Origin of the sequence: Caballeronia sp. S22, from assembly GCF_964261745.1 — a bacterium.
Lineage (GTDB): Bacteria > Pseudomonadota > Gammaproteobacteria > Burkholderiales > Burkholderiaceae > Caballeronia > Caballeronia jiangsuensis.
Genome location: NZ_OZ180035.1, coordinates 2218229 through 2238823, shown reverse-complemented (window position 1 = coordinate 2238823; position 20595 = coordinate 2218229). Strand labels below are relative to the sequence as shown.

Genomic DNA, 20595 nt, shown 5'->3' with positions numbered 1-20595 from the left:
TAAATGGGTTCTTTTCGATGAATTGATTTGCCATCCGACCGCGCAGAATTGGTTTGTCGGCGGCGCTGGGCCGGCGGCAACAAGCGAAAATGAGGAATCGATGGACCGGCAGGACGAAGTGATGGCGGCGGGGAACGAGGCGGACGGAAAGGAGAGGGTGGGGGAGCTGGCGCGGCGCGCGGCGTCGGATCTGGCAGACGCCCTTGTGGCACTTCAACAGGTGCGCGCACTTTTCGCCGCGATCGAGGCAGCGGCGATCGTGAAGGACACGGATCAATCGTTCCTGCTGGCGCAGGTCGGCAAGGATCTGAGCGTTGCGGCTAAGAAGCTCGTCGCGGCGAACACGGACTTCTTCTTCGCGGAGGCTACACGATGAGCATCCGTGGATGTGCAGACGCCGCGGGCGTCATTGGCCTCTTATGGGCGAATTTCGACGCGAACTCCGCATCGGACGCCGACCTCTTCTATTTGGCGGGCGCGTCCGAGGAAGCATCGAACATGGCGCACAGCTTGAGCGCGACGGCATCGGGTATTGCATGCTTGATCGCCGAAGATCGCGATCGGCAAGGCGTCAAGCACGGCGCGCTGCAGGGCGACGATCTGCCCACGCTGTTGTGGGGCATCGCGGGCACCGCACGGGCCATCGAGAAGCTCGCGTTCGTTGGCGGCGAAGCAGGCTTCCTGCTGCAGGAGCGGTATCGCGATCGGCCGGAGCGGGAGCGCGGACGGAGGACCAACCACATTACTTCTTCCGATCGCGATTGAGAGGATAGACCTTCGGCCGTTCGGGAGGCGAAGGGTTGGCTGCCGGTGTCAGCCCAGCACGGCGCGCCAGCAAGGCCTCGTATAAAGCCCAGGTCACGACAGGACGGCCGTCGGAGCTTCGCACGATGTCGATACCGAAAGTTGTCCGGAACCATTCCGCCTGTTTGCTGTGGCGGCTCAGACCGGTGATCTCCTTGAGCTCCTCGGGCGTCATCAGCCGGTTTTCCATCTGTCTCTCTTCATGCATCTCATTGATATGTCAGCGGCGGTCGTCGTCGACGTAGTCCGCATCGGGGGTGCAGAACCACGCACTGCCGATCTTCCTAGGGGGAGGATAGATGCGCCCGTCTCTGATCCAATTGCGTATCGTGTTGCGGTGAGGCGCATGCTCGCCGAACATCATCTCGACCCATACTGCTCGGCACGTACCTCGGAGAGGACCAAGCCGAAAACCGCAAGGCCACCTGTCCCAGCTCGAAGTGGATATTGGGGCCTAGTAACTGTACGTATGCATCGACCGACATAACGAGCCGCAGCGAGCGCAGGGAACGGTCAACTTGTCTGCGACATAGTGCGCGACTTGCGGCGCGCTTGCGGCTGGGGGCGTGGTATTTCGGCTGGCCAAAAACTGCGCACGGAGATGGATTCCTTCCAACTGTTTCACATAACAGTCTGTCAAGACCGTCACCTCCGCGATTGCCTCATCCAGTGCCCACTGAGCGAGTCGATTGAGCGGTGCAATCTGGCCCGGAACTGCATTCATTTGCGACCGCCGTTCGACGGGTCCTCGGGGACTTCGGAATCAAGCATCGCCTTCGCCGCGACGCTGATGTTCGGCAGGAAGGTGTCGTCCCAGTCCTTAGCCGCAGCCGCGGCCGCTTGTTTCATCTTCCCAAGCTGGTCGGACTCAAGACGGAGTTCGAACGCCACAGCGGCCAGTACCGCTCCTTGGCGGCTATCGAGCAGATTCCGGAATTTCATGGCTCTTTTCCTATGACGAATAAAATATTCGAGTAGCCCTGCAACTAGTGCAAGGAGCGCGCCAAGGCTCAATATCGTTCGGAGCGCCATTACCAGGGCAAACGGCAACCCGTACGTTTCCTTACAAAGCGCAGTCCATGCGTCTGGCCATGTCGCTCCATTGAGCGTTTCGAACCATGCCTTGACCTGGCCTGGGCAATCACAATTGATACGCGAAAATGTCACGACCAAGACGACGAACAGCAGCAACATTCCGCCGTACGTAGTGAGCCGCAAAAGCAACGTCTGGCGGCCGATTTTGGTAACGGCGCTTGGGGGATCGCCTTTCATGCTCTCCGAGCCGCGAAAAATCTGCCTAAAAGACCCGACTTCTAACCGATACGAACGAAGGTGCACGGTCGATAATTGCATTTTTGGGTTACCTTGTCACGTCTAAGCGTGAGTCATTCCGACACTTTGCGGCCGAATTTTTCGAATGAACATACATTTTCGGTGGCTCTCCTGACGGCGTCGCTCTAGGGAGCGCGAACACCTCCGTACGTGCGACGTTAGGCTGCCGCGAGGAAGCGCCGATTGGCATTCTCGCGGCTGCGGTCCCATATCGCGCGTGCCGCCGGTGTCAGCGGCGCTGGCGCTTCATGGCTGGCCTTTGCGTTGGCCGGCGCGGCGGCGCCATCGTGTTGAGCGATCGGGTTCATGCGGGCGTTTCCTTAAGCGGGGTTCAGTGGGCTTCGACAAACTCGGTGTCCGGCTCGCCGAGCGCGGAAATCTGGTTGTGCACATATTTCGCCAATACTTCTGTGACCTTGTCGGCCGCATCGATGCCCAGGTCTGCCGCGACCATGGGGCCGAACTTCGAGGGCCAGTTCAGCCACGCATCGCGCTGCGCCCGGAACTCCTCGAAGACGATGGCTCTCGCGAGGTCAAGATCGACCAGGGCGCCAATCTTCGTTTCGTAGTCGAGCTGGTGCAGTAGGACGAGCTGCACCTCTTTCATCCGACGCGCCTCATCGAAGGACATGTCCATATCGATGTCGGCTACGCCTAAGCGCACGGCGGCGGCTTCGACCCTCTCGCCCGGCAGCAGAGCGATTTGCGTATCTCGGTCGGCCGACGACGCCTGATCGGCGGCGTTACCCACCTCGTTGTTACCCTCGCTGTTATCTGATGCGGGCAGGGTAACAGCCGAGGTAACAGCCAGGGTAACGGCGGGAGCGCCGCCGCGCCGATGCCGCGCGAGGAGAGCGAGCGACGCGTGGACATCAACCTGATCGCCTTGCAGGACAAGCCTTTCAGCCTTTTTCCATGCGCTCACGGTCTTGCGTGAAACATCGCATCGACGCGCGAAATCCGCTTGTGTTTCGAGCATGATAGATTTTTCCAATGGGCGGTTTTCGGCCCGGTTGTTACCCAAATTTCAAAACTTCGTAGGTGCAGACGTTACGGGGCGCGCAATGCCCGTGCTGCAGGAGGGTCGTTTCCAGGACCCGTCCAATCCGGGTAGGGGAGGGTGATTCCCCGGAAATCCTTATGGGACGGGGATCTCCGGGATTTCCCGCTTCTGCGGCCGCACTCGCACACGATGACCCTTTGGGATCTGCAAAGCCTTTTACGATGCCGCGTGCGTGGCATTTCTCGCCACTGGTGCGCCGTTGGGTCTCGGCTGTACTGCGAAGCCGATTCGCTCGGCGACGCGGCGCTGACCTTGTGAGACTGTGCCCATGTCGACCTCGAGATACGCGGCCGTCGTCATCAGGTTCTTGTGTCTGAGTGCGCGCTGGATCGATTGCACCGGAACGCCCGACTCGCTCAGCAGTGTTGCGAATGTTCCTCGCAAGCGGTGCGCCGTGATGTGGGGCGCGCCTACTGCCTTGTTGGCCGCGAGCATCGCCGTCCGAGTGAAGCCCGGTCCAAAGGGCTTGCCGTTCGGCTTGACGAGCATCAGGCCGTCCGTAAGGCGTTTCGGGGCCAAGTAGTCGAGCAACCACTCTGGGACGGGGATCGGATCAGCTTCCCGTCCTTTTGTGCGGCCCGGCGTGTAAGTCTGTCGCTCGATGTCGAGCCACTCCCATCGAGCCGTGATGGTTTCCGACTCGCGCAGACCCAAACCGAGCATCAGGCGCACGGCAGTGGACACCGCATCGTCCGATGCATCGCGCTCGTCGATCGCTGCGAGCCATTGCTGCGTCAATCTGATGGGCAAGATCGCGCGCGGCTTCTTCTGTACCTTCAGGGCACGAACATGGAAGGGCATCGCGGGGATGATGCCGCGGCGGGCTGCCCAACTGCAGAGAAGCCGGAGCACCTTGAGCCACTGATTTGCTGATACGGGCGCGTGCGTCTTTAGATGCTCCACGCGCGCCAGCTCAACGCGATCTGTCGTCAACTCATCGACCAGGTCGTCGGCCAATCCGTGCAAGTGAAGTCGGCCGAATGTCTCGACCACTTTGAGGTGCGCGGGGCTCGCCGTAGGGGCGTGAATCTCGATCCACTTATCGATCAACTCGCGAAGCGTGGGAATCTCTTTGCTGCTGCGCGCCCAGAGCCGTGCTTGCCGATATGTCTGATCTGCGATCACTCGCGCGAGCTGCCGGTCTGTCTCATGCGTCGAGCGTTGCACTCGCTTTCCGTCGATTTGAAAACGGAAGTGCCAAAACTGGCCAGAGCGGAAGAGGGAGGGACTAGCCATGGCGCTACTCCGTTTGATCAGGGGCGTTCGATTCGATCGTGCTGCCACCGGTCTGGACGTTGACGATCTTGTGAGTGTGGCCGTTGGCCACCGCCCTCATTCCCGACATCGTTCTAGTGTTCGTGTCGCAGTTGTCGATGATGTCCCCGGTGCATTCAAGCCGCGGCGTCACCATGCGCACCTTCGTCGCGGCATTAATGACGACGGTGGTCGCATCATTCACGGTGACCGGCTGTCCCTTCGCCTCGACGACGATGCCACCGCTCGCCGTGAGATAGACCTGCTTGCCGTCCTGGCTGTAGAGCATCGTTTCGCCAGCCGCCAATCCTGTCGGTCGCGAGGGCTGATGATTCGTGCCGAGCACGACGCCGGCCGATCGATCTCCAGCGATATGCAGAGCGATCGCATCAGAGTCGATTGGCGGGTTCGACGCAAAGCCGAACTCAGCAACGCGGAGACTATCGGGCGTCTCCAAACCGTCCATCAGAACCTGCAATGCCTGGACGGGCCCCGAGTCATCGACATACTTCACACGCCCGCGTCCGACCAGGCTATAGATGCGCCGCTTCAATACCTCTATGTCCATCTTTATCTCCGATCATTTTGCCGTCGCGATGGCCTTGGCCAGTGCTTTCGACAGTTCCGCATTGAAGTGCTGCGACACAATCTGTTTGGCGAGACGCCCCCACTTAAGCTGCTTGTTGACCGGGAGCGCATTCCCGAATCGCACCAGCAGCTTGAGATGACCTGACGTATTGGCGTTTTTCGGCATATCCGGATGCGCGCCGCGCAGCAACTTGTTGCGCTTTCTGACCGTCATGCCTGCGCCGAGCTGCGCATCTTTCCCACGCAGAAACGGGCGCTGCCAGATTCCGTTGATCGTCTGCCCGTCCTTCGTTCGCACGGCGCCGACGAACACGTCCGGCATGCCCTTGAGCTTCGCGACCATGCCGCGGGGTAACTGTCCGTATCGGTTCAGCCTGACGTTCTTGGGATTGAGCAGTGCGCGGCTGTTGAGCGTGTGAACGCCGCCGGTCTCATACGGGAGCAGATACTTCGCCGCGATGGGCTTCACGTAAACGGTCGCGACCGGGTTGCTCTTCGTCGCCTTTCGCACGGCCACTGAGTTGACAGTGAACGGCGACGGGGCCCGGAAGGTTTCCTTGAAGTTCGCTTGCTCCCCAGCGCGCACGCGCTCCGCTACTGCGTTGATCGCCTGCGCCTTGGCAAACGGAATCTGCCGGCGCACGAGATCGGTCAAATTGCGATCGATCGACTTCGTGTCGACTTTGACTTTGAGATTGATCATTGGAGCACGCTGCACGGGGGCACCGCGCGATATGCAAAGAAGCGCTGGCGATCACCGTCCCGATGACCGGCGCGCACCAAGGTTTCAAGGGCACGCGTGATCGCCAGATCTTCGGTTTCCGCTGGCAGGTCCATGAAGCCGAAGCCGATTCGCGTTTGCGAGCCATCGAGCCGCATGAGCACCATCGCCGTCTTGACGCCAGGCTCGGGTGATGAGCCGGTCATGCTGGCTTCATACGTTGCGACGCCGTCTGGATGGTCGTCTAGGCCCGAAGCGCAGAAGTCCGCCACCAGCCCGAAGATGCCTGCACTCGCGAGCGCAGTGTGTGGATCGGGATAATCGCCCAGGTGCAGGGCCGGGAAGTATTGATCTTTCATCGTGATTTCTCTGTGTGCCGCGGCGGCGACGGCTCCTTTGCCGCCGCATGCTCCATTACATTCCGTCGAGACGGTAATTCACCTTGGTCGGCAGGTAGCTCCCGTCTTGCGTCTTCGCTTCGGGCCGGACGCCGGCAGGCGTGCCGTGGAAAGTGACGTCGAGCTTCAATGTCTGCGCTTGGCTCTGTAGCTCGGACATGCGCGCGCTATGCATGGCGTCCTGCTGCATGGCTGGTGCAATGCTGCCACCCTGATTCCCAGCGAACGCAGCTGCGACGCCCGCATTGATCTGATCGGACGAGTAGGGCTGTTGGCCGTTCTCAGCTCGAATCTGTGCGGCGATCAAGGATGACACCACGGACTTGTTGTTCAAGTCTGGCACCTGGTCTGCGCGCAAGCCGGTGCCCTGCGACAGCAAGCCGACATAGTTCGCTGTCATTTGGGCTGTGTTACCCGTGCGGGCGCCGCCAGTCCATTTGTCTACAATCTCAGCCACAGTGAGGCCTCGATAGCCGCGCCGAAGGTTCTCGGCCGCTTCACGAATACCCGTTTCGGGCGTTTCGAACGTGCGCTGTTTGTCGGCACGATCGTGAAGGTTCGCGGGGTTGTTAGTGCGAATGCCGAGCGGGACTCGGCTGCCCGCGGCCGGCGTGGAGCTTGTAGCGCCATCAGCGGTAGCCGCCGGATTTTTCCCGTCTGCCAAGAAAGCAGCGATGTCAGCATTTGAGGCGCCGGACATGTGCGAGGTGTACGCACGCAGGAAATCGGCCGCTGGCAGATGCGTCGATGCGGCCATCCAATCCCCGTTTTTCACATCCTCAATTCCCTGCTTCTCGTCGACGTCGGGAAGCCCTGCGAGTTTCGCGACCTTGAGTGCGCCCCAAGCGGCAACCCCGGCGAGACCTAGCGTACCCAGCGCGGTGAGAGCGGCTGGAACCGTCGCTGTCGTTAGCGTCACCAACGACGAGATGAGATTGGCAACCGCGCCGATCGGCCCGCCAAAAGTGATCGCGGCGACGGCGATCGCAACACCCTTGATCCCGCCGATGTTGTCCCACAGCGCTTTCGCCTTCGACGCAACCTCATCCCAGTCAATTTTCGCCAGCCACGTGACGAACTTCTGCACCGCCGTCGCCACCTTGTCGGCAATGTCCGCTCGGTTCTTATCGAGCCACTCTGACATTCGCTTAACGACTGGATCGAGGACGGGAATCAGCGCACCGCCAATGCGATTTCCAAGCCCTTCGACGGAGCCGCTGAGATCGGAAATATCCTCGTTGAACGCTTTCGCTCTCGCGATCTCAGCGGCGGTCGGCACCAAGCCCTGGCGGTATGCGCGCGCCTTGTCGGCATCCCACGTGCCCTGCTGGATCATCGGCAAGATGCCGCCGTAACCAAAGGTGCCTGCCACCTCGCGCTGCGCCTCAACAGACTTCTGCCCCTGAATGGCTTTCATCAGGCGCATCTGCGTCGAGTAGTAGTCGACCGTGCCGTCCTTGTTCCGCGCGATCTGCACGCCCATCTTCTGCAGCAGAAGCATTGCCTGCGGATTGGCGCCATTTGCAGCGCCACGGATCGCCATCTGGGACGCGCTCATGCTCGAATCGAACTCCTCAGCCGATACGCCCGCGCGCTTCGCGGCGACGTGCCATGCGGCCAGGTCCTGAGCGTTCATGCCGAGCAGCTTCGACGTCTTATTCAGCGTGAAGCCGAACGAACCGAAACGCACGGCGAGCGCCGACAGGCCCGCGAGCGACCCAGCGCCACCAATGGCCGCAAGACCGGGCACGATTGCGACGACCTTTTCGACGACTTTTTCGGCCGCCGTCGCGGCGTTGCGGAAGCCTTTCTCAAGCTTGCCGAGGTTCGATGCCCCAAAGTCGCCCAGCCGCGAAAAGCGGCCCTGCATTTTGTCGATCGGCTCACTGATTTTTGCCATTGACGCCTGAATCTTCTTCAGCACATCGCTCGCGCTGTCCTCCGCGCTGATGCGGATGGTCAGGTCATTTGCCATCTAAATACCTCCTTCAGGTGGCCACCGAAGGCCGCGTGGAAGTGTTTCCCAACAGAGATCATGTTTTCTTGTCAAAGAGGGTTAATGTTGTCGCGTTGTAAGCGCGACCAGCGCCGATTCTCGTGAACGTCGAAGCTGGCGAAAGCCGCCAAATAACGGGCCTTTGCTGTTCGCATCACGAGTTGACGTTCTTGACCTTGTTCACGTCGGGACTAACCGGGAACAGAATGAAGGGTTCTTGATAGAAGGCTTGCGGCGGCATGATGAGCAGATCGGCTCGCGTGCCTCTTTCATCTCGCGTGTACGTCACGTCTGCGATCAGCCACGTCTTAGGCTCCAGCTTCAGGGTCGGAAGGTCGATGTCGACGAGCGTGTTCGGCTCGTAGAGCGTTCCCGACGAGTCGCGCCAACTGTCCGTCGACAGACGAACCTGCATCGAGCGACCCATGCGCGCGACAAGTTCCCAGTTGGCACGCTGCTCTGCGACGGTCAATCCGCCTTTCACGTTTTCGGCCACTATCGCCCTGAATCGGAATCGAGGCACGCCGGCATCAGCAATGCGCGCGATCAGGTTGCCGCCCTTGCCGATGTCCTGAAGAGTGTCTAGCCCCATATACAGAGCGTCATAGTCACTGAAGCGTCCGTCCATCCTCGACACAAAGCTGGCAGACTCGACATTCACGCCTTCTTTGAAGCCACTCGATGCCTTACGTACGCCGATGCCCGACGATGCGGGATTACCTGCAACCTCGCCCCCGCTCGCGATCGTCATGCTGCCGTCCGGCTGATCGTAGAAAATCAGCGCCTTGTACCGGCAGACCATCTCGATGACCTCGTAAGGGGTCTGACCGGGAAAGATGTTGAGCTGCTCAATTGGCGTTCCGAGAACGGTGCCGGCTGCGACATTCACGGTGATTCCGTACGGGGTGCAGAGATTCTTCGCAATCTGGTCGACCTTCACATTGAGCATCTGGCCAGCAGGCCAGTATGCGGAGCAGTCGACGAGATCCTGAGACCGACTGCGACCCGCGATCCGGATCGTGTGCTCGCGAGCGTTATAGCTTGGGATGTATGCGTCGATGAAACCGGACAGCACGACATTTGCGCCGAGATAGACCTCGACTTCATCGCCAGCCTGCACGACCAGATCGGAAGCGCCCGGGTAGACTTCAGTGAACGAAACTTCGAAGTCGGACGGCATACGCTCGATGCCGCGCGAGACCCGCACGGAAGTCCAGCCTGAGATCGTCCGGCTGTTCGTGGTCGTATAGCTTTGCAGCCCTGCACTCCCGCGAGTGCAGGTGGAGACAACGAGCGTAATGTCGTTGGGCGCGAAGTTGGAATTGATCACTGGTCAGATTCCCGTGAACCGAGCTTCGACGCGCGCCGGCGGAAGGTCCGAAAAAGACTGAAAATCGTCGGGCGCGGGTGCCGAGCGGCGAGGCATCTGCTTTGGAAGAACGATCTGCGTGAACTGCGCGAGATGCGATTCCTCGACAGTCGGCCCGATTTGAGTTGCCTGAGCTGCAAGCTGTGCCTGTGTTTCGTCCATTCGATTTCTCCGGTGCGCGCGATAGCGCCGGTTGTGTATTGCTGCCATCTTTTTTCTTGGGGAAACCCGGCGGCAGGCGAGCGTCATCAGTGCGAGGACTTCGCCTGCCTCGAGTGTTCCGATCGGTACGGACTGTTAGGACCAGGTAACCGATTGCACTGTAGAAACCGTGGTCGCTGCGTCGATCTGTGCCTTAAGTGCGGTGCGCTTCTGGAAGGCCGTCCATCCTTGTGCGAGGATGGTCACGTAGAGCCCTTCGAGATCCGTAAGGGTAAACGGGACGAGCGTGTTGTCCGCCGCTTTCCAGAAGAAGTTGGCCGGAACGGAACCCGCGATCTGATAGCCCTGCACCGCTTGTTCCAAGATCGTCTGGCTGCCAGTGTCAGCCTGAAACGACTGTGTGACGTCAGCCAAAGTCTTGAACGACACCGATTGCTGCACCGCGGCCGCATATGCGTCGTCGATCAAGTCCTTTTGAACGCCCCTCAAATAGACGATCGAGTTCGGATCGTGTGCTGCATAGACCGCCCGCACTGCCTCGATCTGCTCGGAGGTCATTGCGGTGCCATACACAAAATCACCGTCTGCCGTCCAAGAAAATGGTAGGCCCGCAAGCCCTGCCGCGTTCAGTTCGCCCGGGAACGATGGGCCAATCGCTTTTTGACTCAATTGTTTAACCCCAAGTATGGCCGATCATCGAACCGGTAACGGTGACGCTACCGCCGCCCGTATTGACATTCACCGCGCCAGCAAGCGTGTGATAGCCAGCCGCGAGAATGCCGCTGTAGAAGGACGGGTTATTGAAAATCTGGGCGGCGCTCGGACTTGTTGCGAGACCTTGCGTCGAGGCGCCAGACGCCGCGTCGATTAAGATCCCCGATGCCCATGTTCCGGCCGCAACACTGGAATAGCCATTTGCAACGAATGTGACGTTTGTTGCGTCAAGTCCGAACGATATGCAAGAGACCGTCCCGGCGTTCACAGCGGTCAGCGTTGTCGATGACGTAGACCCGTTCGCGCCTCCCAGATTGAAAGGCTTGGGACGTCGATTGAAGAAACTGGCGACGTTTTGATTCGTGCCTGACGATACGAACTGGCTACTTGCGTTCGTGTATGCGGCGCCCACCAGGCGCGCCGCAGTGTTGCCCGACATCGTGTACCGGCCATCGCTTTGCTGCGTGAAACCGGTCGTCGATGCCTGAAGCGCGATGGCGCCGCTGGAAACAATTGCGTAGACCCAGTACAACGTCGATGCCGAGAGGCCGCTGTTAGAGAGTACGACGCCAGCCGACGGAATCGCGTATGCGACGCCGCCGATGTTCAAGGCGTTGCCACTCTCAGGAAGCAGCGTAACAGCCGTGGCGCTGGTGTATGTGAGACGACACTGACCGTCGCCGCCATTCTTCGTCTGGATGGCTATAAGTGCATCGCGGACCTGCGTGTACGTCGTTTTGCTCGGCATGAGACCGCCGGCCGCGACCACGTTGAGAAGCTCCTCCTGAACCATGTTCAGAAAGTCGGCGTCGAGGATCGTCGCAGCGATGCCGCTCGCCGGATTGCCGTTCGTGAAATATCCCGGCGTACCTGCGGTCGACGGTGTTGGCAGCGTGCCCGCTGCCGTCGGTTGATCGGTTCGAAACACTCTTAGTCCTCCTTCGATTCCAAGGTCGGTTGGATAGCAGCGGGGGGCCGCTTCACTTCGCCAGCTTGACAGCGGTCTCCCACGAGGAAGAGGCCGCTATCCGGGTTTACGTTTGTCTGCGGGTCTTCGCCGCGCGTCATCTGGTCGCCCATTCGAGTCAATCCGATATGCGTCTCACGCTGCGACATATCTGCAGATTCGTCCATATGATTCTTCCTTTGCGCTAAACGGCGCCGTAAGGGATTGCTGCCACTTGATTCCTGAGTGATTTCTGCCGCCCGCCGCAGGTTGAACCCGGCCTAACTGCCGGGAAAGGCCCCTGCTTCCATGAGCGTCGGCAGATGCCGGTGTTTTCCTATGAGTGCCCACCGCCGGCTGGGACTTCGCCCTTAACGGCTACTGGACTTAGAAGGGGCGTCGGCAGTAGGCCAGGCTACCGCTCCAGTCAGATCCGTCATGCTGAAGTGCGCACCAGCCAGACAGGCACCGAGCAGGTTTGCGTGTGCAAGGCTCCCGCGCACCATGCGAACGCCGCGAAGATTGGCGTTCGAGAGGTCCGCAAACGCGAATTGCGAGTGGTCGAGCGCAGAGCATGAGAAATCGGCGCCGCGAAGATCCAAGCCCGTGAGGTTCAGCCACCTCAAATCGCGGTTGCTTAGGTCAGCATCGCGCAAATCGACGCCGCCTTGCACGGCTTCCAAGATTGCTCTATCGAGTGCTGCTTGCCGCTGCCGATCCGCGGGCAGGTGGCTCTCTGTGTCGATCGATACCTCGAACGAAAAGAGAGTCTCATTCGTGGCGACCTTTTTAATTTCGGTGAGGCTCGATGCGCGTTTCGTTGATGTGCTGATTTGGCTTGTCATATTGTGTTCGGTTGGACCGCCATGCGTCGTCCCGCCGCGAACGATTGGGCAAGCAGGATAAAGACGCGAGGGCCACGTGGCGTGGCGTGAAAGAAGGCCTAGAAGCGTGGCAGCGCTAGGCGCTGGCCGGACGATGGACCGTGACGGTGGATCCTCTGATCTGATAGGGCGCTTTCGGCGGCTCCGGCGGTCGATACTTTGAATGCGTGCGGCATTTCAGTTCCATGTCGACGACGGGCTTGAGGATCGCCGCAATCGCCTGAACATCGATGTCATCGGACGGAAGTTGCAGAAGGTCCGGGCCTCGAATCGCAGTGTCGCCATATCCCAAGTAGACGATCTGCGCTTGGCACGGATCAACGATCCTGATGGTGTTCAGAAATTCGCGCATGAAGCCGGCCGGCAGATTGGCACAGATGGCGCGAGCCTGGCTTACGGCCTTTGCGATCTGCCCTACAGCAGAGCGCACCTGTTCCGAGAAGACCGGCTCGAGCGCCTTGGCCATGTCCATCCCCGCCTGTTTGATTTCATCGCGGACGGATGCGATCGCTTCGTCGGCCAGTTGCGCTTCGGCAACGAGAACGGGCCGGAGGCGCTCACAACGATCGATTTCTGATTGCGCCGTCGAGATCGCCTCGCGCGCCTTGTCCACCGATTTCTTCAGTCGTACCACTTCCTGCTGATGCTGAGGGTCGACGACAGCCTTCGCTTCGCTCAGCACGTGCGCTTTCTCCAGGCGCGTGAGATCTTCTGTCGACTGTTTGAGAGCGGCAACTGCGCTGCCTTGCTCTTCGGTTACGCGGCGAATCGCGAAGACGATCTGCTGTTGAGTGTCGAGAGCAGCCTGTGCCTTTGCCAGTGCTGCTGCGACCTCGGGTGTGAGCGAAAGCGAGCTCGCCAGTGATTGAACCTTTGGCATGGGTTATGTCCTTTGTGGGTTGACGTCAGACCGGTGCGTGCCATACGCGGCCGTCAATAGCAATGCGCTTATCGAGAACCGGTCACCGACTCGGCGCAGATCTGTTGCATTTCAGCGATGTCCTTCGCGGAACACCTGGACAGGTGATCAAAGGAACTGTGATCGGTTTGCTCCATCGCCGTTTTCCGCTGCGATGTGGTCTTGCGGGCGCTCACGGGTTTTGCGGGGTGCTCGTCCGTCGGCGATCGACCCGCGGCTCCGCGTCGACCTAGAAGCGTCTTGAATGAGAGATTCGGCATGGTGGGTATGCTCTGTTCGCATCGCGCTCACGCGCCGCGCGGCAGATTTGAGAGGAACGAGACGATCTCCGATTCGAGATACACGACCTTTCGGGGGGAGATCTTTCGGGGCTTTGGGAACGCTGGGTCGAGGCGAGCTCGGTTGCGCAGCGTCCGCTCGCTGACCTGAAGCAGCGACGCGGCGTCCGTGGCGGAGATCAAGCCGCCGCCTAGGATGGATTTGTTCATCGACTGAACTCCGTAAACGAAAAAACCGCCCCGAAGAGCGGTTGGACGTGGCGTTACCGGCGCGCCAACGAAAAAAGCCGCCCGGTAAGGGGCGGCTTTTCATTTCGTATAGACGTGCGAAACGTGGCAGAGTTTAGATTACCGGACCATGAGACCTATTGCAACATCTTTCTCTACGTTTCCATGATCTGATGTTCCGACGCCACCGCGCGGATGGTTTGCATCAGCCCCCGCGATGCGAACATCGGCATCAGTCTCTGCTTCGCCGCCTGATACGCCACGTGCTGATCGCCGGCGCGCATGCTGCTCCACACCTGACGGCCACATTCCTTGTTGCGCATCGTCGTCGAAACCGCCGCGCGCTGCTCGAGCGGCAGGGCGTCGATGCACATCTGCACCTCTTCAGCCTGCCGATCGTCGGCCCAGCCATAACCGTCGTCTTCGTCATCCTCTCCGGCAGGTGTCTCATATCCGCGGCAGGTGCGGTCAGCCGGGCGATAGAAGTGGGCGAGGGTGGCGGCATGCGACTGGCGGATCTGCCACCGGTAGTTTTCGAGCAGCAGGTGCTCGATCTGTTCGTTTTCGACTTCCGTCATGTCCTTTCTCATTCGTTGAAGCCTCTGCTGCGTGATGTCTTGCTTACCGTGTGCGTTGGCCACGCGCCGGTGTGGTTCTCGAATGTCACAAACTCGCCGCGGTAGGTGAGTGCGACGTCACCTGTGCGGCCATGTCGGAACTTTGCCGTGCGCACCTGCGCGAAGCCGCGCCACTGCTCGCCAGCATCGGGATTTGCTACTTCCTCGCGATGGATGAAAAGCACCGCGTCGGCGTCCTGCTCGATAGAGCCAGAATCACGGAGATCTGAGAGGACCGGCATGCGACCTGCACGCTTCTCGACCTCGCGATTGAGCTGAGCCAAGGCGATGATCGCGATGCCGAGCTCCTTTGCGAGCGACTTCAGACCGCGCGTGATGCCCTCGATCTCAGAGTTCCGATTCGACCCTTCGCCGGCCATCAACTGCAGGTAGTCGACAACGAGTACGTCGAGACCGTGCTTCCGTTTCACGAGCCGCGCCTTCGACCGCACGTCGAGCAGTCGCAGCGAGGGCTGATCGTCGATGTGCAGGTTCAGTTCGCTGAGCTTTTGCCCTGCAGCTGTCAGTCCAAGCCAAAATTCGTCGTCGTTCTCGCGCACGTGCATGACACGCTCAAGCGGCACGCGACCAAGCGACGCGATGCTACGATCGAGCAGCTCCGACTCTGGCATTTCCATGGAAAGGAACAGGGCGCTGTGGTTCTCTGCGACGTGGTTTGCGACGTTCATCGCGAGCGAAGTCTTGCCGACCCCAGGACGTGCCGCGAGGATCACTAGCCAACCCGGACGCAAGCCGCCGTTCAACTGCCGATCCAAGTCGACGAGCCCGGTCGAAATCGCGCGCTCGGTTCCGGCTAAGCGGCGGTCAATTGCATGAATATGCTCTGCAAGAGCCTGCTTGACGGCCTTCGGCTCACGCCTGACTGCAACCCGACCGATCTGCTCGATCGTCGTCGCCGCGCGGTCGATCAACTCGTCGGCAGATTCGCCGGTGGTCCCGACGGAGTCTTGAATCTCCGAGGTCGCTGAGAGCAGCATGCGCTTTTGCGCTCGGTCGCGAACGATGCCGGCGTAGCGCGCAATGTTCGCCGAGCTGGGCGTGTTCTGCACGAGCGCGTTGAGGTACGCCAGGCCGCCGACATCCGCCGATTTACCCTGCGCCTGCAAGCGCTCGAAAACCGTGATCGCGTCGGCGCCGATGCCCTCGCCAATCATCGACGTGACCAGCTGAAAAATCAGCCGATGGTCCGCGCGATAGAAGTGCTCGGCGCGGAGATCGCCGATGCGGTCGATCGAGTCGTTATCGAGCATCAGCGCGCCGATCACGCTTTGCTCCGCTTCGATCGCCTGAGGGATTGCCCGCTGGATGTCGTTGGCGCTCATGCGGCCTCCGCGTCGTGGAAGCGGCCTTCGCGGATCTTCGCGAAGTTTTCGGCTTTGCAAATCCAGTCTAGGCCCGGGGTGAACGGCTTGCGAGCACCTGATCCCGCGCGGCCGGTGAGAAACTCAGACTGCGCGACGTAGCTGAAGAATCGACGCCACCATTCGAGATCTTGGCGTTTTTCGTCTTCATTCCAACGAACGCGCAAGTGCTCGGCGCGTGCGGTGGTCCAATCCCGGATTACGGGGCTCGTAGGAAGCAGTTCGTGATATAGCGCGATGATTTCCTGATGCGGACAAGGAGATTTCACAGACTTCGGTCGCTGCGCAGACGAGTCGTCAGCGTTGCTGGCGACAACCAACCCTTTAGGGTTGGTTAAGGTTAACTCTCTTCTAATCTCCTCTTCTCTGTCGTTTCCGAGCGTTGCATTGCGTTGCATGTCGTTGCCGTGCGTTGCATCGCGTCTCTTTTTGTCACGATGGAGCCGACTCCTTTCCGTGCTGGAAAGCGCGCCAGTATTGGGATTGCCGGAATCTTCACGCTTCGGCTGACGTTCATCCCAGCGCGTGAGGCGGCCGTCGACAATCAGTTTTTTTTCGATCATCGCGTCAAAAATAGCGCGGACGCTGCCGTCTTCCAGGCCGAATGCAACGTCGTAATCGTTGCAGTCGAACGATGCAACGTTGCCGCGCGTTGCATCTGCGTTGCATTGCGTTGCAGTGCTGGCGCACTCAAGGAGAGCGGCCCACACCGCGACGACAGAGGCGACGGACTGACCGCTCTTGCGCGCTACCCACCCGAATTTTGGGTCGTTGACGGTGCCGTGCCACCAGCGGAACCAATCCATGTCAGCCCTCCTGTGAGGAGTCCTCAGCGGTGTGAACCCGCCGAGCGGACGCTTTCGTGCGAGCCTCGTGGCGCATACCCAAGTAGCTGGATGCTTCCGATCCGATGAAGGCCATCTGCGCGATAGTGTCGAGCTGCTCGGAGATGCCAAAAAGGAAGGTAGGCAGCCCTTCGCCTTGGAGAGCACCACTTTTTTGCCCGTTGCTCAGATCCTCCGCTACCAGGCATCCGACGCCTGACACTGTGTGACTCAACGATCGAGCCGTCGACGAAGCCTCACAGGCCGCATCAGAGAGAAACTTCAGCTCTTCGTCGCTCGCCTTGCTCGGTTCGAACGTGCCCCACAGGAACGCCAGCAGGCCGGCTGCGTTTGATTGATTGCTCATTTATAGTTTTTCCCTTCGGCGTTCGTGATGAGGCGGCTGAGTTCGTCGGAGATCGACCGCGATTCGTTTTGATATTCGACTGCCATGTCCGCGCCAACGCCGGCGAGATCGCCGATCACGGAGCCGGCGGCGGCAAGCTGCCGGATGGCAGCGAAGAGGGCGCGCAGACGGCCGAAGCTCGTGAAGGCAGTGTCCGCTGCGTTCTTCGCGTCTTCGAGAATGGGTTTGTGGCTCAGGGGCTCAGACATGGGGCACCTCCCGCTGCGCGATGCGCGCAAGGGCGAGGAGGGCTTCGCCGGCGATGTCGAGTGCAGATGCAGGCGTGGGCGCCATCGCGGCGCGCTTGATAGCGTCGCGGGCGATGTGCTCGAGGATGGCGGGGCTTATGTGCCCAGTGAGGGCGTGAGAGGGCTGGTGCGATGCACTTACGGCTGGTCGAGCTCGACGGTCGCGCCCGCAGCGCGCATCCGCTTCAGCACGCGCTCCATCGTCTGCTCGTCGAGTTCCAATCGAGCCATCGCGAAGAACAGCATGTGCATGCCCATATCCCGCCGGTTCGGCGAGTCTGCGACCATGTACTTCCGCCACTGGGATCCGGACGTCACTCCGAACAGCTCGGCCATCTCGGTGCTGCTCTTGCCCAGCGAGTCCTTCAATTTTTTCAGGTCGTCTGCTGAGGGAGGTGCGTACTGAATCATCGGTTTTGGATGCGCGAAAAGGCGCACGAAGAAATGTCTTCATGAGGGGCGTCCTTGCGGAGAATCGGGTTGCGCGAAATGCGAGACCCATGACCGCTAAGGTAGCCCCTTTGGGTGCGCCTGTCAACTTCTCTGTCGGTGCGTTGTCGCGCATTAGCCAACCTCCTTCGGATCGAAGGACTGGCCGGCGAGGAAGAGAGCACGCGTGATTTCCGGTACTTGATCCGGCTGAAGCGTCACGCCTTTTCCTGACGGTCGGTACTCGCCGTCTTCGCCAACGTACCAGGCGCGCAGATCGATAAACATGCTGCCGCGGTAGGAACGAACATGCACACGAAGCCGTTCGCTCTTGCTCTTTCGAAGGTCGAGAAACTGTGTGCCGTGCGCTTCGATTCCGCTATGATTGCGGATGATAGGTTGTACTTGTGGGCTGGCCTTCGCGCCGGCCATTTTTTTGTCTGTCACGCTGGCTCTCCTACCAGAGCCGCACGCAATTCACCCACGTTCCATCGGGTCAAAAAGCCGAACTTTCGCGGAGCAGGAATTTTCTGCGCGGCAACGCGCCGCCATATGGTCGAGAGCGAGCAGGCGTACAGGCCCGCGACCACATGCGCATCAACGTACGCTGCGTCGGGAAGAGATTGGAACGATGCGAGTCCGTGCGGTACGGACTGCGGCTGACGAACGCGGCTTGACATTGAGTACCCCCATTGACGTCGACTGACGCTGTATGCAATGAGGTGACTCTAGTGGTGGTGAGGCCGCTGGGTAACTGCTAGTTTCGGCGCTCAGATCATCCGGAAAAATTACGGCGCGATCTTTTTCCGATTCAGCACCTTAGCTCTGGTTGCCGAGCATATCTAAGCACTCTTGGGTGAATACTTGCTCCGCGACAGGCCGAGTGTTCTTGCGAAACATCCCGTCTGTGTCGCCCTCCATGTTCGCGAAAAGGGCGCGGACGTAGAGCCACACTGGGATATGGACCTTTTCCAGATTTGCCCAAAGTTGCAGATCGAAGTAGGGCATCACCGCGTATCTGTGCCACTTTTTGAAATCGGTCTCATTGAATTCCTTCTTCCCGCTGAATGATGAACCGCGGTTAGCCTTTGCCTTCGTTACCCAAGCTGTGAACGAATCAACCAGCTCCCCGATAGGGGCGGAGAGATTGATCTCGGCGAAGACTGGCGCCCCGGAGCCGGGCCATCTGCGATTTGCAAATTCGCATGCAGAGTCATCCAAATCCTCCGCGAACCGGCTCGCCTCTTGCGACAAAGTGTCGTCGTCAGCGTCAAGCTCAACTTGATATGCCTCCCATGCGGACACGTACACATCGTTCTGCCGCAATTCATCAGCAAGGCACATAACTTCCCGCACCGTCATGTCACGGACGAGATCGAGGCATTCTGCAACAGGGGGACGGGGCTCTACGATTTGAATTGCGGTAGGTTGCGCCAGCAAGAGGTTGACCGCCTTGCGCGTAAGTCCCGCGTCTTCGTCCTGGCCCGCGTCATTCCGGGTCAGCCCGCTCACTGAGGATTGGAGCCATACGCGGTTCCGAATTTGTGCGTGCCATTCCTCCGCGCCAAAGTTGGCGACGGGAGCGTATTTCGTGATGTCAAACCACGCAGGCAATTGAGAGATAGTCTTCTGTTCGGTCAAGATCGTTCCGTGTGGTCTGTCTTACGCTGTCTTCTTGTTGAGCGGTGACACGTTCCATTTCTGTCCGGCAGCGCAGGTCGCAAGGAACTGCGCCCAAAGGTAGAGCGCAGCCTTTCGCTCGTCCCAATACGTGTACTGATCGTAAATGCCCTCCACACCTTTCAGCTTGTGATTGAGGCACATCTCCGAGATGTCTCGAGGGATGCCCAGTCTTCGCATGTGACTCTTCATGGTGCTGCGAAGGTCGTGCGGAGTGAAGCGACGGATATTGGGCTCGTGGTTATCGATCCAGTAGTCGATCGCTTCGCGTATTGCATCCTTTGAGACGTGCGTATCGCCATCGAAGCGGTTCAGGCGGTTGCTGAGCCTCGCGGGCAGCACATAGTCCGACGCACCGGCTATTACCAACAACCGTCGAAACCAATCGACGACGATCGGAGCGAGCGGGACGTCCATTTCGGACCCTGTTTTGCTTGCAGGAATGTGCCATCGCCCTTCATCGATGAACAGGTTGGCCCGGCGCGCCGTGTAGAGCTCACTGATTCGCACGCCAGTTGCTAGCGCTATTCGAACAGCGATCAGATTCTCATCGCGCATCTTCGCATTCAGAAGAACATGCAGTTCGTCGCCGTCGAGCATCAGCCTCTTCTTCACATCAGGGCGCTTCCCGATGATGGCGTCTAGCTGAATCCCAGCGCATGGATTCGCGAAGATGATCTTCTTCCCGGTCGCGTGCTTGAAGATTCCCCTCAGTACGCACCATAACGTGAATGCTTCGACCCAGCCGAGTTCATGTCTCTCGACCTCGGCAACTATGTCCGCCGGGCCGACCGACTGCACGGACATTCCGCCCATTCCGTTCTCGACCCGCTTCAAGTTGCGGCCATAGCTCCGCTGAGTGCTCGGTGCGAAGGTCAGAAGGACTTTCTGTCGATAATCATGAATGAGCTCGCGAATCGTCCAATCCTTGCGCGCCTTCACCTTCCGAACTTCGTCAGCGGGATTGACGCCTTCCGCCAGGCCGGCTCGCCGTTTTGCTGCAGCGGCGCGCGCGGAAGATAACGTGACATCAGGGTAACGCCCCAGGGTGACCTCTTGGCGGCGACCGTTATGCCGAAATCGTAGAACCCATACCGCGGCACCTGCCGTCGACAGGGTGAACGTTAAGCCGTCTCCGTCGGATTTCGCCAGCGGACCTCCCGCCTTGATCCATTTTCGGATCTGGACGTCGGTTAGAACGTTGGACTGTCGTTTTGCCATCTGACTCGGAGTCTCCCGCTAGCTACCCACCCAGCTACCCAAAGTGGGCGCGATTCAGTGAGATAGGATGATACGGGATGACACAGGCAAAAGCGAGAGAGGCTTGGATTTACGGGGGTTTCAGGCGTCCAT

At 59.7% G+C, this 20595-nt stretch carries 28 protein-coding genes; 2 read left to right on the top strand and 26 right to left on the bottom strand.

What is annotated here, in order from left to right; all coding sequences use genetic code 11:
• Nucleotides 1-100: 100 nt before the first annotated feature.
• The gene (locus ACEN42_RS10555) at nt 101-376 is read left to right on the top strand and encodes a hypothetical protein (protein ID WP_371879902.1); all 276 of its coding nucleotides are present in this window, start codon (nt 101-103) and stop codon (nt 374-376) included.
• Nucleotides 373-765, top strand: coding sequence for a hypothetical protein (locus tag ACEN42_RS10550; protein ID WP_371879901.1), 393 nt, complete (start codon nt 373-375; stop codon nt 763-765). Before ACEN42_RS10555 ends, ACEN42_RS10550 begins: the two co-directional genes overlap by 4 nt.
• Here the strand turns inward: ACEN42_RS10550 and ACEN42_RS10545 are convergent.
• The 26 genes from ACEN42_RS10545 to ACEN42_RS10420 all read right to left on the bottom strand — a co-directional run bounded on the left by ACEN42_RS10545 (nt 743) and on the right by ACEN42_RS10420 (nt 20463).
• The gene (locus ACEN42_RS10545) at nt 743-994 is read right to left on the bottom strand and encodes a DUF4224 domain-containing protein (protein ID WP_371879900.1); all 252 of its coding nucleotides are present in this window, start codon (nt 992-994) and stop codon (nt 743-745) included. The genes ACEN42_RS10550 and ACEN42_RS10545 overlap by 23 nt on opposite strands.
• A 30-nt stretch (nt 995-1024) precedes the next feature.
• Nucleotides 1025-1165: an excisionase gene (locus ACEN42_RS10540; RefSeq protein WP_371881108.1), complete on the bottom strand. Its 141-nt coding sequence runs from the start codon at nt 1163-1165 to the stop codon at nt 1025-1027.
• A 359-nt stretch (nt 1166-1524) separates the two neighbouring features.
• Nucleotides 1525-2076 (bottom strand): hypothetical protein, encoded by a 552-nt coding sequence (locus ACEN42_RS10535; RefSeq protein WP_371879899.1) that lies wholly within the window; start codon nt 2074-2076, stop codon nt 1525-1527.
• A gap of 218 nt (nt 2077-2294) precedes the next feature.
• Nucleotides 2295-2444: a hypothetical protein gene (locus tag ACEN42_RS10530; RefSeq protein WP_371879898.1), complete on the bottom strand. Its 150-nt coding sequence runs from the start codon at nt 2442-2444 to the stop codon at nt 2295-2297.
• A gap of 23 nt (nt 2445-2467) precedes the next feature.
• Nucleotides 2468-3115 carry a hypothetical protein gene (locus tag ACEN42_RS10525; RefSeq protein WP_371879897.1) on the bottom strand — a complete coding sequence of 216 codons (648 nt, stop codon included), beginning with the start codon at nt 3113-3115 and terminating at the stop codon, nt 2468-2470.
• Nucleotides 3116-3355: 240 nt separating this feature from the next.
• Nucleotides 3356-4435, bottom strand: a complete 1080-nt coding sequence (locus tag ACEN42_RS10520; protein ID WP_371879896.1) for a tyrosine-type recombinase/integrase — start codon at nt 4433-4435, stop codon at nt 3356-3358.
• A 4-nt stretch (nt 4436-4439) separates the two neighbouring features.
• The gene (locus tag ACEN42_RS10515; RefSeq protein WP_371879895.1) at nt 4440-5021 is read right to left on the bottom strand and encodes a phage baseplate assembly protein V; all 582 of its coding nucleotides are present in this window, start codon (nt 5019-5021) and stop codon (nt 4440-4442) included.
• A gap of 12 nt (nt 5022-5033) precedes the next feature.
• Entirely contained in the window at nt 5034-5744 is a 711-nt protein-coding gene (locus ACEN42_RS10510) for a hypothetical protein (protein WP_371879894.1), read from the bottom strand.
• Nucleotides 5741-6121 (bottom strand): hypothetical protein, encoded by a 381-nt coding sequence (locus ACEN42_RS10505; protein WP_371879893.1) that lies wholly within the window; start codon nt 6119-6121, stop codon nt 5741-5743. The genes ACEN42_RS10510 and ACEN42_RS10505 overlap by 4 nt, the downstream gene beginning before the upstream one ends.
• A 55-nt stretch (nt 6122-6176) precedes the next feature.
• Nucleotides 6177-8135, bottom strand: coding sequence for a hypothetical protein (locus ACEN42_RS10500; protein WP_371879892.1), 1959 nt, complete (start codon nt 8133-8135; stop codon nt 6177-6179).
• Nucleotides 8136-8310: 175 nt separating this feature from the next.
• Complete coding sequence (locus tag ACEN42_RS10495; protein ID WP_371879891.1) at nt 8311-9486, bottom strand: phage baseplate assembly protein; 1176 nt, start codon at nt 9484-9486, stop codon at nt 8311-8313.
• A 3-nt stretch (nt 9487-9489) separates the two neighbouring features.
• The gene (locus tag ACEN42_RS10490; RefSeq protein WP_374191178.1) at nt 9490-9774 is read right to left on the bottom strand and encodes a hypothetical protein; all 285 of its coding nucleotides are present in this window, start codon (nt 9772-9774) and stop codon (nt 9490-9492) included.
• Between the two features lie 48 nt (nt 9775-9822).
• Complete coding sequence (locus ACEN42_RS10485) at nt 9823-10356, bottom strand: DUF4376 domain-containing protein (protein WP_371879889.1); 534 nt, start codon at nt 10354-10356, stop codon at nt 9823-9825.
• Nucleotides 10357-10360: 4 nt separating this feature from the next.
• Nucleotides 10361-11194 (bottom strand): hypothetical protein, encoded by an 834-nt coding sequence (locus ACEN42_RS10480; protein ID WP_371879888.1) that lies wholly within the window; start codon nt 11192-11194, stop codon nt 10361-10363.
• Between the two features lie 524 nt (nt 11195-11718).
• Nucleotides 11719-12192: a pentapeptide repeat-containing protein gene (locus tag ACEN42_RS10475; RefSeq protein ID WP_371879887.1), complete on the bottom strand. Its 474-nt coding sequence runs from the start codon at nt 12190-12192 to the stop codon at nt 11719-11721.
• Nucleotides 12193-12307: 115 nt separating this feature from the next.
• Nucleotides 12308-13111: a hypothetical protein gene (locus ACEN42_RS10470; protein ID WP_371879886.1), complete on the bottom strand. Its 804-nt coding sequence runs from the start codon at nt 13109-13111 to the stop codon at nt 12308-12310.
• A 326-nt stretch (nt 13112-13437) separates the two neighbouring features.
• Nucleotides 13438-13638 (bottom strand): helix-turn-helix transcriptional regulator, encoded by a 201-nt coding sequence (locus ACEN42_RS10465; protein ID WP_371879885.1) that lies wholly within the window; start codon nt 13636-13638, stop codon nt 13438-13440.
• A 173-nt stretch (nt 13639-13811) separates the two neighbouring features.
• On the bottom strand, nt 13812-14234 hold the full coding sequence (locus ACEN42_RS10460) for a hypothetical protein (protein WP_371879884.1): 423 nt from the start codon (nt 14232-14234) through the stop codon (nt 13812-13814).
• A gap of 8 nt (nt 14235-14242) precedes the next feature.
• Complete coding sequence (gene dnaB, locus ACEN42_RS10455; protein ID WP_371879883.1) at nt 14243-15616, bottom strand: replicative DNA helicase; 1374 nt, start codon at nt 15614-15616, stop codon at nt 14243-14245.
• Complete coding sequence (locus tag ACEN42_RS10450) at nt 15613-16461, bottom strand: hypothetical protein (RefSeq protein ID WP_371879882.1); 849 nt, start codon at nt 16459-16461, stop codon at nt 15613-15615. Before ACEN42_RS10450 ends, dnaB begins: the two co-directional genes overlap by 4 nt.
• A gap of 1 nt (nt 16462) precedes the next feature.
• Nucleotides 16463-16846, bottom strand: a complete 384-nt coding sequence (locus ACEN42_RS10445; protein WP_371879881.1) for a hypothetical protein — start codon at nt 16844-16846, stop codon at nt 16463-16465.
• Nucleotides 16843-17094 carry a hypothetical protein gene (locus tag ACEN42_RS10440; protein WP_371879880.1) on the bottom strand — a complete coding sequence of 84 codons (252 nt, stop codon included), beginning with the start codon at nt 17092-17094 and terminating at the stop codon, nt 16843-16845. The genes ACEN42_RS10445 and ACEN42_RS10440 overlap by 4 nt, the downstream gene beginning before the upstream one ends.
• A 177-nt stretch (nt 17095-17271) precedes the next feature.
• On the bottom strand, nt 17272-17544 hold the full coding sequence (locus ACEN42_RS10435) for an XRE family transcriptional regulator (protein ID WP_371879879.1): 273 nt from the start codon (nt 17542-17544) through the stop codon (nt 17272-17274).
• A 153-nt stretch (nt 17545-17697) separates the two neighbouring features.
• Nucleotides 17698-18009, bottom strand: coding sequence for a transcriptional coactivator p15/PC4 family protein (locus ACEN42_RS10430; RefSeq protein WP_371879878.1), 312 nt, complete (start codon nt 18007-18009; stop codon nt 17698-17700).
• Nucleotides 18010-18381: 372 nt separating this feature from the next.
• A complete protein-coding gene (locus tag ACEN42_RS10425; protein WP_371879877.1) occupies nt 18382-19203 on the bottom strand; it encodes a DUF6387 family protein in 822 nt (273 codons plus the stop codon).
• 21 nt (nt 19204-19224) lie between these two features.
• On the bottom strand, nt 19225-20463 hold the full coding sequence (locus ACEN42_RS10420) for a tyrosine-type recombinase/integrase (RefSeq protein WP_371879876.1): 1239 nt from the start codon (nt 20461-20463) through the stop codon (nt 19225-19227).
• Between the last annotated feature and the right edge of the window lie 132 nt (nt 20464-20595).